Raw genomic sequence first — 11,975 nt, forward strand, 5'->3', positions numbered from 1 at the left:
TCATCCTATTAACTCTCAGGAATGACGAGTGTTTGCCCGAGTTGTACCACATCCGTCTTCATGCCATTGGCGCGCTTAATGCTTGCCATAGGCACTTGATAACGCTGAGCAATCGCCGAAAGTGACTCGCCGCGGCTCACCTTGTGTTTAATATTTCCCGAGGATGATTTCGCGCTCGTGCTGGCCGTTGTGCCACCGCTATTACGCTTCGCGAGCAAGGTGTCTGCTGGCGGGTTATTGTGGAAATAACGGCTAACGCCCTTATGGATAGCGGTTGCGATACTTTCCTGATGGCGACTGCTATTAAGTAACCGTTCTTCCTTCGGATTCGAGATAAATCCTGTCTCCACCAGAATGGAGGGAATATCGGGGGATTTTAATACCGCAAGACTCGCAGACTCAGGGCGACTCTTATGCAGCTCAGTCACCGAGCCGAGATCCTTCAAAATATCCCCAGCAACAGAGTGACCTATGGCCATCGAACTGTTCATAGACATGTCGAGCAGAGTCATTGCAAGGTACTGTTCATTATCGGTATTTTGGATAATTTCCCCTGCACCACCCAAGAGTTCTGAGTGTTTCTCTTTTTGCTCTAACCAACGACCAATTTCACTGTTCGCGCGGCGCATCGACAACACCCACACTGACGCCCCTGGCTGGGGCGAGGTAAAGGCATCGGCGTGGATAGAAATCAGTAAATCGGCCTTACTGTTACGGGCGAGCTCGGAGCGCTTGTTCAAATTCACAAAGTAATCGCCTGTACGAATCATCACGGCGCGCATACCCGGCGTGTCGTTGATCTTACTGGCCACTCTTTTTGCTATTTCCAGTGCGACTTTTTTCTCGTAAACACCTGAAGGCCCAATAGAACCAGGATCATCACCACCATGACCCGCATCAATGGCCACCACAATATCACGAGACGATTGCGCCGATTGAGTAACCGTTTTAACGGGAGTTGAGCTAACGACAGCTGTCGCCGTGGTTAAGGTTTTATCCTCGAGATCGACCACCAGACGATTACCATAGGGCGCCGTCACAGGTAGGGAAAACAGGTTAGCATTTAATGGCTTAACCAGATCGATCACCAAACGTAAATCACCTTTAGTGGGTGATTTGCTGACGCGAACCCCTTTAACCAATTTACTGTTGTTATCGATATTTTTCAGGCTCAGTTTTGTCGAAGCCTTTTTCAGATCGACCACTAAACGATTGGGTCCATCGAGGGAAAAATAAGTGTAATTAGGCGCTTCGCTCAAATCGAACACCACCCGGGTCGACTCGGGTGCAGCCCAAATACGCACGCCCTCAAGCTGGTTAGCCGCGTGGGCTGCTACAGCAAAAAAAGCGCACAGAAAAAAAGTAATAGTTTGAAAGTAATGCTTATTTTTAGTCATCTTTGTTTTTATTTTATTGCGGCTAATAGCTTTTTACCTGATTCTGTTAAGGCTCGAATTTGGATTTCACGTCCTTGATTAACATAATTTAAATGCAGGTGAATATCGGCATCGGGCAAGAGTCCATGACCTTTGTCGGGCCATTCCACAATGCACAGGCTGCTATCGGTAAAGTAATCACGGATCCCCATGAACTCGAGTTCTTCAGGATCGTTTAAACGATACAAATCAAAATGATAAACTTCGACACCGTCTAGCTCATAAGGTTCAACTAAAGTGTAAGTCGGGCTCTTTACCGCTCCTTTATGCCCTAATCCTTGAATTAAACCGCGGCTCAGAGTGGTTTTACCCGCCCCTAAATCCCCCGTCAAATACAGAGTCAAAGGCGCTTGAATATGGCGGGCCAGTTTTTGCCCAACCGCAATAGTCTCGTCTTCGTTATTTAATTGAAAGGTTAACTCTGTCATTTCCGCTTTTATCACTGCTGTTATGGATGGAGGAGGCAACTTAAGCGCGGAAATGTCCTGCGCTTAAGTTTTACAGCGCCTAGAGTAAATCACTATTTACTAATTGGCGAATAAAAGGCATCAAATCGCTGGCCAACATGCCCCGCTCACCTTGCACTGCAGCCAAATCCGCCGCGCAGCCATGAACGACAACCCCAACAACGGTCGCCTGCATGTTATCCATTCCTTGAGCCATAAGTGCGCCTATAATACCAGATAACACATCGCCGCACCCACCACTCGCAAGCCCAGGATTACCAACAGGTGCCACGACCATCTGTTTTCCATCAAAAATGACAGTGCCCGCGCCTTTGAGCAGCACCACGCCACCATATTTTTGCTGCAGAGCATGCACGGCAGCAAATCTATCCTGCTCAATGTCGGCGACACTGCATCCCAAGAGCCGCGCGGCTTCCCCGGGATGAGGCGTGAGTACCCAGTTAGTTTGCCTGCGCGGTTCTTGACTGAGAAGATTCAGAGCATCGGCATCGAGCACACAGGGTTTATCGCTTAAGCCCGCAGCTTTAAACAAGTTATAACCCCAGTCGTGTTTTCCTAAACCTGGGCCAAGTACCACCACCTGTGCCCAACCTAGGCGCAGATAGACTTCCATATCGACCAGTTCACAGCCCCAAAACATCAATTCGGGGCGCGAGACGTTTACTGTCAGTTGATGCTCTGGCCTGCTGATCACTGTCACCAATCCGGCGCCCGCACGTAAACAGGCTTCACTGGCGAGGCGAATGGCTCCTGCCATACCAAAGTCACCACCGATCAGCGTTACCTTACCCGATTGTCCCTTGTGGCTGTCCCGTGCTCTTGCGGCAAAATGGCTTTTTAACATTTCACCGCCGACTCGCGTAGCACTCTCAGCATCGAAGAAAGGCGTTAATCCCAGATCGGCAAAGGCTAAATAGCCGCAGTGATGTCTCGCCTTGCTGGTCAAAAGCCCCTGTTTTAATCCACCAAAGCACAAAGTGACATCCGCCATCACGGCGACCTGAGCGACAACCCCCGTATCGGCAACGATCCCCGAGGGCAGATCTAAACTCAGCACCCAAGCCTCACTCTGATTGACGGCATGGATCAGTGCAGCAATATCGTCACGCACGGCGCCCTTAACTCCCGTGCCCAGTAAACCATCGATAATGACTGGTGCCTGTTGTATCGCTTCGATATTTGGGGCATCGATAACACCGCCCTTGGTTAGATAGGCAGAAAGTGCCTGCTCGAATTCAGCTGTGCCTTGGGTCTTGAGTAAGTACACCTTGACCTGATGCCCTGCTTCTAAGACTAGGCGCGCGCAAACTAGCGCATCGGCACCATTATTGCCGCTGCCCGCCAATACCAGTAAAGGCATTCCTTCAAGCTGAGGATGCCGTTCACTCTGCTGAGTAAAGCACTCAAATGCCGCTCGACCAGCACGTTCAACTAATTGATATAAAGTGGTTTCCCCTTCTGAAACAGCGAGCAATTCGGCGGTTCTCACCTGCTGCTGCGTATAAAGCGCCGTGGGTAAACTCGATAAATCTTGTGCCATAGAGGATCTCCTGCGCGACAAATAATCAAAAGGACAGCTCACCTAACACACCCTGTGATTGGTGAGAACCAAGCATTACAAGGTCAAATCAACCAATGAGATCAAGAAAGTAGCAAAAACCGCCCCCAAAAATTATGACGTAAATCAGTTGCCATGCAAAAAGCGTCCAAAGTGAAAAATACTCATCCGGTAAAGACAACAAAGCCAGCATTACGCTGGCTTTGAAAGGTCATTCTGAATCGAATTAGATATCGTCCATCCGAATTGTGCTATGCACCAAACGTTGCTGCTGAGTTTTCTCTACTCGAATCAGGCCCTCTAATGCGGTGCGAGCATCTTCGGCAGTAGTTGAGTTAACGGTTTTTTCCAATAAGCCAATCAGTCGATTTTCTAAATCAAGGTGCAGATTTAGCACATCATCTTCGTTCATATTGGCGGGCAACATAGTGTCTTGGCAGCGCTTAGTAAAGTCTTCAAATACAAAGTCTTTATACCAAGTATCTAATACTCTAACGGGCGCCTCATCCATATAATCACGCAATTTTTCAGCCACATGTTTTTGGTGAGACTCAAAATATTCCAGCATCATTTTCACGCGGGCAGAATCGGCCTGATTGTTCAGTCGGCCATAGAGTTGCGCCATATCTAAGCGGCAGTTCGCCACATACTCAAGTAAATCACGCAATTGTTGAATACGCATATAATGCACTCCAGTGTTAAGCCAACTACTTGGCGCTATTAACTTTGTCTGGATTCATTATGTAAGTAAAAGCGTTGCGAATATTTGAACAAGGTCATAATTTAACTTTCGCAACGCCATCTAATTTAGGAAATCTTGAAGAAACAAGGCGCAGATCACGCATTAACCTTGCAGTTTTATTTTTTACATAATAGAAAACATCAGCGATAACAGCCGCAGAGCAGGCAAAGTGTGCCCATACTTAACCGCATTAGCATTAAAAATAACCGTGCAAACAAAGGTTAATAAATTGCAGAGCTAAAAAGCGCTTGGAGTAATCAAGAACGAAACAGACACGCTAAGCAGACAGAAAAGCAAAGTAGCACTGCGAAGGTTTTGATATATCAGTTTGAAATCGAGAAGATTTTATGAGGGAATGACTAGAAAAATTGGAGCGACATATCGGGTTCGAACCGATGACCTATACCTTGGCAAGGTATCGCTCTACCAACTGAGCTAATGTCGCATAATTTTGTATTTAATGACTTGGTGAATCACTAAATTTGTATTTGGAGCGACATATCGGGTTCGAACCGATGACCTATACCTTGGCAAGGTAGCGCTCTACCAACTGAGCTAATGTCGCATAATTCTGTATTTAATGACTTGGTGAATCACTAAATCTGTATTTGGAGCGACATATCGGGTTCGAACCGATGACCTATACCTTGGCAAGGTATCGCTCTACCAACTGAGCTAATGTCGCATAATTCTGTATTTAATGACTTGGTGAATCACTAAATTTGTATTTGGAGCGACATATCGGGTTCGAACCGATGACCTATACCTTGGCAAGGTATCGCTCTACCAACTGAGCTAATGTCGCAATCACTTATATGAGCAGCGCTTCGTGTCCGCATCAAAAAGTTGAGGCCGCATTATATGAAAAATTTATGCGGCTGCAACCCCTTCTTGCAGATTTATCTGCTGATCGGTCAAATTTTAAATACTTTGCTGCGGTAATACTGTAATTCCGCGATCGACTCTTGGATATCTTGCAGCGCTTGGTGGGTATTTTGCTTTTTGAAACCCGCCATGGTTTCAGGGCTCCAACGCTTCACTAACTCTTTTACCGTGCTCACGTCGAGATTGCGATAATGGAAGTAGTCCTCCAGTTCACGCATATAACGATTTAAGAAGCGACGGTCCTGGCCCACGCTGTTACCACACATAGGTGAGGCACCCTTAGGCACATATTGCTCTAAAAATGCGATGGTTTGCGCAACGGCCTGCGCTTCGTTCACTTGGCTAGCACGCACTCTATCGATCAGACCCGATTCACCGTGGTGTTTTTGGTTCCAATCATCCATGGCCGCCAGCACATCATCCGATTGATGAATAGCAATCACAGGCCCCTGACCGATAATATTGAGTTCTTGGTCTGTTACTAAGGTAGCAATTTCAATGACTCTATCGACATCGGGTTCTAACCCTGTCATTTCGAGATCGATCCAAATGAGATTATTCGCGTCCGCCGCCATAATTCAGCCTTATCATGTCAGTTAGCCTAAATTCAGGCTTTTTTATTCAAGAGCGTGTATCATACTGCTTTTTTCAGACACAAAAAATCATCTAATTGACGAAGACAAATCAGTGAGTAAAAAGAAACCCCTAAGCCAAGGCCAATTACGCCGTATGCGCGCCAATCACGAGAAACGCCTCAATCGTGACAATGGTGATAAAAATGCGCCTGAGTTACAGGATAGCTCACTCGGCCCAGAACAGAGCGGAACCGTGATCTCCCGCTTTGGCCAACATGCCGATATTGAAACCGAAGATGGCCAAATCGTGCGCTGCAATATTCGCCGCACTATTAAGAGCTTAGTCACCGGCGATAAAGTGATTGTACGCCTCGCTATTGAAACCCAAGCCAACAGTGGCATTGCCGGCATTGTAGAAGCGGTACACCCAAGACGCTCTTCCCTCTCGCGTCCCGACTTATACGATGGCGTGAAAATTATCGCCTCGAATATCGACCAAATTTTGATTGTGTCGTCCGTGCTGCCTAGCTTTACCACCCAGATTATCGACCGCTACTTAGTGGCAGCCGAAGACACGGATATTCCGCCGATCATCATTTTGAATAAAATTGATCTGCTAACGCCAGAAGAAGCCCCCGCAATCGAAGCCGCCTTAAAGCGTTACGAAGCCATAGGTTATCCCGTGTATAAGGTCAGCAGTAAATTAGGCGAGGGTTTAGATACCATTAAAGCCCTGCTGAAAGATAAAGTGAGCGTATTTGCAGGCCAGTCCGGTGTAGGTAAATCTTCACTGGTTAACGCCTTACTGCCCGAAGCCGAATTATTGGTGGGCGATGTCTCCGACAACTCGGGGCTGGGCCAACACACGACCACCACGGCTAAGTTGCTGCATTTACCCAGCGGTGGTGATTTAATCGACTCTCCCGGTGTGCGCGAATTTGCCCTCTGGCACTTACCCGCCCAACGTGTCGGTTGGTGTTTTATCGAATTTAGAGACTTTTTAGGTGGCTGCAAATTCCGCGATTGTAAGCATGGCGATGACCCGGGCTGCGCCTTAAAAGCCGCTGTCGATGCGGGTAAAATTAGCGAAGATCGCTTTAATAACTACCATCGTATTATCGCAAGCCTTGATGAGCAGCGCCACGCACGGCATTTTCGCGCCCAAAGCGATGAATAACTAACGCCATCGCCTCGCATCAAATTAACGTAAAACAAGTCTCAACCTAAGTTGAGCAACATAAAGGAAAGGAACATAAATTGGATAAAGTTAAAATTGCGCTGCAGTACATGCTGCCAAAGCACCTGTTATCTCGCTTAGTCGGTAAACTTGCCGCTTCCGAAGCTGGCGCATTAACGACTGCCGCGATTAAATGGTTTATCAAGCAATATAAAATCGATATGAGCGAAGCGGCTCAGAGCGAACCCGAAGCCTATAAAAGCTTCAACGACTTTTTTACCCGCGCACTAAAGCCTGGTATTCGCCCAATTAATACTGCGGCCAATATCATGGTGCATCCTGTTGATGGCGCCGTCAGCCAACTTGGCCCCATCAAGGATGGCCGTATTTTCCAAGCTAAAGGCCATCACTATTCTTCACTCACTTTGCTGGGCGACCAAGCAGAAGATGCCAAACGCTTCGAAGGTGGCGATTTTGCGACGATTTATCTGGCTCCCAAGGATTATCACCGCATCCACATGCCGATTAAGGGCACACTGTCGAAAATGACCTATGTACCGGGCGAGTTGTTTTCCGTTAACCCCTTAACGGCGCGCCATGTACCAGGCCTGTTTGCTCGCAACGAACGTGTTGTGGCGATTTTTGAAACAGAGCTTGGCCCGCTAGCTATGGTATTAGTAGGTGCGACCATTGTGGCCAGTATCGAAACCGTGTGGGCAGGCACTATTACGCCGCCAACGGGTAAGCAAGTGTTCACATGGGAATACCCAACAGTAGGTCCAGACGCCATTACCTTAGATAAAGGCGAAGAAATGGGCCGCTTCAAGCTTGGCAGTACCGTCGTCATGCTGTTTGCTAAAGATGCTATCGACACTTTCGCCGAAGGCGTTGAGCCAGAAGCCGTAACGCGTATGGGTCAAGCCTTTGCTAATCTCAAAAATCAGGCGTCAGCCGACTAACTACGGCGACCCAATTGAGCCAGACCGCTAAACCTTCGGGATTAATCGAATTACATTTAGCTGTGCTGATGTTTGGCGGCACAGCTTTGTTTTCCAAATTAATTCCCTTAAGCGCACTCGATATCACCTTCTTACGGTGTGTTGTCGCGGCCTTGGTCTTGGCATTACTCATCAAATTCCGTGGTAAATACTTAAGCCTTGCCAGCAAACAGGATTATCTGGTTGCTATCGGCTTAGGTGTGATAGTCAGCTTACACTGGGTCACCTACTTTGCCGCGATGCAACTCTCATCGGTCGCCATCGGCATGATTGCTTTCTTCACCTATCCGGTGATGACAGTCATTGCCGAGCCGTTATTAACTGGCAATAAAATCAAGCTGATGGATATTATCAGCGGTGTTTTAGTGCTGATAGGCGTAGTGCTATTGATCCCCGAAGCCAATCTTGGCAACGATACAACCTTAGGGATTGCGGTCGGGATTGTCTCGGCGATGTTATTTACCGCCCGTAACCTGCTGCAAAAACGCTATTTTTCCCAATATAGCGGCCCCCACGCCATGTTTTATCAGACCTTAGTGGCGGCGGTGTTTCTTATGCCTTGGCATCAAACCGAGTTACAGACTATCTCCCTCGAGACCTGGGGCTTGATTGTGCTGCTCGGAGTGGTATTTACCGCGGCGCCCCATGCACTCTTCACCTCAGCATTGCGCCAATTAAGCGCTAAAACCGTCGGGTTAGTCTCCTGCCTACAACCCTTCTACGGGGCCATGTTGGCATTGGTGATCTTAGGCGAAGCGCTGAATCTCAATACTCTGATAGGCGGAACCATCATAGTCGCCACCGCCATCTTCGAAACCCATCAATCCCACCAGTCACAACGGCGAAAAAAGAACGTCTGAAACATACCAATCTTGGCCTAAGTTGGCTAAGATGAGTGCGTCTTTCGCCCCTAATTGCTTTTGCTTATATGCCACGTATTTTATTGTTCGTTATTGCTTTTTTCTCTTTTTCTCTCCATGCCAATTCGCCACTGCAATTGGACAAGCGCCTTGGCTTAAACAACCAAAATCAGCAACAAAATATTAGCATTGACGATCAAATTGTTGAGCTTAAAAACAACATTGATAGATTGGCAGCGAATGCGAGCAGTTTTCAGCAGGCTCAGCTCGATTTTGAAGAAAACAAAAAGGTCATCGACCACGGCTTAAAAGAAGCCGCCAAGCCCTTAAAGCTGGATAAAGCTACAGATCTCAACCAGCAAGCCTCGATGGCTTATTTACGACTGTCGGAATTAAAAGAGAGCGAAACGGCCCTAGGCAATCAAGTCAGCGAACTGTTGCAACGCCACAATCAGCTGCCCTCCGTCATCGCCAACGCAAGACAGAATGTGCTGCAAAATAAGAAAACCGATTTGGCCCCACTGGATACGCCAACGGGCGAGTTACAGCAAACACAGCGGATTTTCTTCGAGCAAAGCCTCGCCACTAACGAGGCCGAGCTGGCCAGCAGCCAAAAGCGCATCGAACTCACCCAGCTACAGTTACAGTTGGTTCGCCAGCAATTGAGCCAACAGGAAGCCTTTATTGAAACCATCAATAAGGCGATGAATAAACAGCGCCAACAACAAACCGATGCAACCCTGGCGAAGAATTTAGTGGATACCGCCAAGGTCGTGGATCCTGTGACCCGCAATATTGCCGACACAAACCAGATCTACGGCCAAAAACTCCAAACCTTAACCTTGCAAATCAACAATGTGGTTGAACAGCAAGAGCAGGCCGAACTGCAATATCAATCCCAAGCCAAACAGCTGGCGAATATCCAAGAGCAAATCACTTGGGTCAAAATGAACTCCGCCTTTGGCGAGCGTTTTTTGCAGATGTTGCAATCTCTGCCTAAGCCGCCAAACCATGAGAAGCTACAAACTCTAATCGCCGATGCTCGCCTCGATAGGTACCACCTCGAGCAACAACAAGCACTTAACGAACAAGAGTTAGAGCAAACCAATCTCTACAACGAGGGACAAATTAAGCTACTGCGTTCACAACAAGCGCTGCTGACGCAGCTGATGCAAAGTTATGATCAATATTTGAGTGAGCTTGGCAAACTCAAAGTCAATTATCAGCAACTCAGCCAGCAACACCTGACCTTAAAAAACACCCTCAACGAGCACTTGTTTTGGGTTCCCAACGCCGCGAGCATGAACAAACTCTGGCTCACCGACGTGCAGCGCAGCGCTCTATGGCTCATCCAAGAGGCGCAGTGGGGACAATTGGGCAAAGCCTGGCAGGAGCAAAATGACTACTGGTCCTGGTGGATCATTCTGTTGGTGCTCTGCTTGGTCATCCAAGATTTAATCCGTCCTAAGTTCAAACGCTTACTCAGCCACTATGTCACCTACGTGGGCAATGTGACGCAGGATAAATTTATTTACACCTTTAAATCCTTAGTCCTAAGCCTTGGTTATGCCCTGATCAAACCCCTCCCCATAGTCGCGGCGGGATGGATTTTCTATCAATCCGAACGTAACTTTGTGCAGGCCGTCGGCATGGGGATTTTAGCGATAGGATTAGTTTACCTCTTGTATCGCTTGATATTTATTCTCGCCCTCGACAAAGGGGTCTTGGTTGGCCATTTCAAACGCCCTTCGAAACTCATCCAAGCAGGCCAGCTCAGGCTCAAACACTTTGTGTTTGTCGCCAGCCCCCTGCTCGGCATTATGGGCTTTACCGAAGTCCTCGACGCATCCCTTATCCGCAATAGCATCGGCCGTGGTGCATTTATCTGTTTTTGTGTAGTTTTATTCTTGTTATACAAGGATATCTTGGTGCTAAGCCGCCAAAATAGCGACACTCAAAAGGATGGCAAAAACAAACGACTGCTGCAAAAAATGCTCTGGGCGCTATTGATCTCTGTGCCCCTGCTCAGTGCCGGACTCGCCTTCAGGGGTTACTACTTCACCGCCTTCCAAATGCTGTTGCAGTTACAGCTTTCCATCGTATTGGGATTAAGTTTCTTACTGCTTTATCAATTAATTAAGCGTTGGATGTTGATCGAGCGCCGCCGTATTGCCTTCGATCGCGCCAAGGCCAAACGGGCCGAACGGTTAGCGCAGCGGGAAAAGGGTGAAACTCACCATGTTTCTAGCGATGGCCTAGATACCTACGAAGAGCCCGTCGTCGACCTCGAAACCATTTCGAGTCAGTCCCTCGGGTTAGTGCGCTCCCTATTGCTATTGGCGTTTTTAGCGAGCTTGATTGGCCTATGGACGCAAACCCATACGGCGCTATTTTCCTTCTTAGATGGCATCACCCTCTGGACGACAAATACCAGCGTTAATGGTGTCGAGCAGCAACTGCCTATCACCATGAAATCGCTGTTATTGGGCTTAGTCATCGTTGGTTTCTCACTGATGATTGCGACCAATTTACCCGGTCTGCTTGAGCTGATGATCCTACAACGGCTCGATCTGACACCCGGTACTGGCTTTGCCATCACCACGGTAAGCCGTTATTTAGTGGTGTTTTTAGGCCTGCTGATTGGTTTTTCGAATCTCGGGATGGAATGGTCAAAACTGCAATGGTTGATTGCCGCCTTGTCATTGGGTCTAGGTTTTGGTTTGCAGGAGATTTTTGCCAACTTTATCTCGGGCCTGATTATCCTGTTTGAAAAGCCAGTGCGGATTGGCGATACGGTGACGATCCGCGATCTGACGGGGACTGTGAGTAAAATTCAGATCCGCGCCACCACCATTATCGACTGGGACAGAAAGGAAATTATCATTCCAAACAAGGCCTTTATTACCGAGCAATTGATTAACTGGTCACTATCAGACCCCATCACGCGGGTGATAGTGCATGTGTCGGTTGCCCGCGACTCCGATCCAGCCAAAGTCGAGGCCACCCTGTATCAAGCGGTGCAGGAATGCGAAGATGCGCTGCCGACTCCAGAGCCTGAAGTCTGGTTTGCAGGCTTTGGCAAACATACCCAAGATTACGAAGTTCGTGCCTATGCAAAAGAGATGTCGGCCCGTTGGCCACTACGTCACGATCTGCATAAACGCATCACCCGTAAACTGAAAGAAAACAACTTAGAACTCGCCTATCCGCAAATGGAAATCCATCTTAAAAATGGCCAGAATCGCGATCAGGTCGGCATAATCCGCAGTTAATAGGA

At 47.9% G+C, this 11,975-nt stretch carries 9 protein-coding genes and 4 tRNA genes; 4 read left to right on the forward strand and 9 right to left on the reverse strand.

The window, feature by feature from the left end; translation table 11 throughout:
• Positions 1–8: 8 nt before the first annotated feature.
• The 9 genes from ACUZ8J_RS18170 to orn all read right to left on the reverse strand — a co-directional run bounded on the left by ACUZ8J_RS18170 (position 9) and on the right by orn (position 5,663).
• The gene (locus ACUZ8J_RS18170) at positions 9–1,397 is read right to left on the reverse strand and encodes an N-acetylmuramoyl-L-alanine amidase (protein ID WP_446694551.1); all 1,389 of its coding nucleotides are present in this window, start codon (positions 1,395–1,397) and stop codon (positions 9–11) included.
• 8 nt (positions 1,398–1,405) lie between these two features.
• A complete protein-coding gene (tsaE, locus tag ACUZ8J_RS18175) occupies positions 1,406–1,864 on the reverse strand; it encodes a tRNA (adenosine(37)-N6)-threonylcarbamoyltransferase complex ATPase subunit type 1 TsaE (protein ID WP_011621395.1) in 459 nt (152 codons plus the stop codon).
• Between the two features lie 79 nt (positions 1,865–1,943).
• Positions 1,944–3,443, reverse strand: a complete 1,500-nt coding sequence (locus ACUZ8J_RS18180) for an NAD(P)H-hydrate dehydratase (RefSeq protein ID WP_446694552.1) — start codon at positions 3,441–3,443, stop codon at positions 1,944–1,946.
• 244 nt (positions 3,444–3,687) lie between these two features.
• Positions 3,688–4,143 carry a hypothetical protein gene (locus tag ACUZ8J_RS18185; protein ID WP_248968213.1) on the reverse strand — a complete coding sequence of 152 codons (456 nt, stop codon included), beginning with the start codon at positions 4,141–4,143 and terminating at the stop codon, positions 3,688–3,690.
• Between the two features lie 429 nt (positions 4,144–4,572).
• Positions 4,573–4,648: transfer RNA gene (locus ACUZ8J_RS18190), tRNA-Gly, on the reverse strand.
• A 44-nt stretch (positions 4,649–4,692) separates the two neighbouring features.
• Positions 4,693–4,768: transfer RNA gene (locus ACUZ8J_RS18195), tRNA-Gly, on the reverse strand.
• A gap of 44 nt (positions 4,769–4,812) precedes the next feature.
• Positions 4,813–4,888 (reverse strand) — tRNA-Gly (locus ACUZ8J_RS18200).
• A 44-nt stretch (positions 4,889–4,932) separates the two neighbouring features.
• Positions 4,933–5,008: transfer RNA gene (locus tag ACUZ8J_RS18205), tRNA-Gly, on the reverse strand.
• Positions 5,009–5,117: 109 nt separating this feature from the next.
• The gene (orn, locus tag ACUZ8J_RS18210) at positions 5,118–5,663 is read right to left on the reverse strand and encodes an oligoribonuclease (RefSeq protein ID WP_086902935.1); all 546 of its coding nucleotides are present in this window, start codon (positions 5,661–5,663) and stop codon (positions 5,118–5,120) included.
• 112 nt (positions 5,664–5,775) lie between these two features.
• Between orn and rsgA the strand changes: the two genes are divergently transcribed.
• From rsgA to ACUZ8J_RS18230, 4 genes are all read left to right on the forward strand, one after another.
• Entirely contained in the window at positions 5,776–6,840 is a 1,065-nt protein-coding gene (rsgA, locus tag ACUZ8J_RS18215) for a small ribosomal subunit biogenesis GTPase RsgA (protein ID WP_011715783.1), read from the forward strand.
• Positions 6,841–6,920: 80 nt separating this feature from the next.
• Entirely contained in the window at positions 6,921–7,799 is an 879-nt protein-coding gene (gene asd / locus ACUZ8J_RS18220; protein WP_011627258.1) for an archaetidylserine decarboxylase, read from the forward strand.
• Positions 7,800–7,813: 14 nt separating this feature from the next.
• Positions 7,814–8,698, forward strand: a complete 885-nt coding sequence (locus ACUZ8J_RS18225) for a DMT family transporter (RefSeq protein WP_088211790.1) — start codon at positions 7,814–7,816, stop codon at positions 8,696–8,698.
• A 68-nt stretch (positions 8,699–8,766) separates the two neighbouring features.
• On the forward strand, positions 8,767–11,970 hold the full coding sequence (locus ACUZ8J_RS18230; RefSeq protein WP_446694553.1) for a mechanosensitive ion channel domain-containing protein: 3,204 nt from the start codon (positions 8,767–8,769) through the stop codon (positions 11,968–11,970).
• Positions 11,971–11,975: the final 5 nt, after the last annotated feature.

The sequence above is a fragment of the Shewanella sp. Koi 1 genome (genome assembly GCF_052907445.1).

Bases quoted from the DNA above. Each gene is read 5' to 3' on its own strand.
- ACUZ8J_RS18170 (WP_446694551.1), bottom strand. From the start codon at position 1,397: ATGACTAAAAATAAGCATTACTTTCAAACTATTACTTTTTTTCTGTGC.
- tsaE (WP_011621395.1), bottom strand. From the start codon at position 1,864: ATGACAGAGTTAACCTTTCAATTAAATAACGAAGACGAGACTATTGCG.
- ACUZ8J_RS18180 (WP_446694552.1), bottom strand. From the start codon at position 3,443: ATGGCACAAGATTTATCGAGTTTACCCACGGCGCTTTATACGCAGCAG.
- ACUZ8J_RS18185 (WP_248968213.1), bottom strand. From the start codon at position 4,143: ATGCGTATTCAACAATTGCGTGATTTACTTGAGTATGTGGCGAACTGC.
- orn (WP_086902935.1), bottom strand. From the start codon at position 5,663: ATGGCGGCGGACGCGAATAATCTCATTTGGATCGATCTCGAAATGACA.
- ACUZ8J_RS18230 (WP_446694553.1), top strand. From the start codon at position 8,767: ATGCCACGTATTTTATTGTTCGTTATTGCTTTTTTCTCTTTTTCTCTC.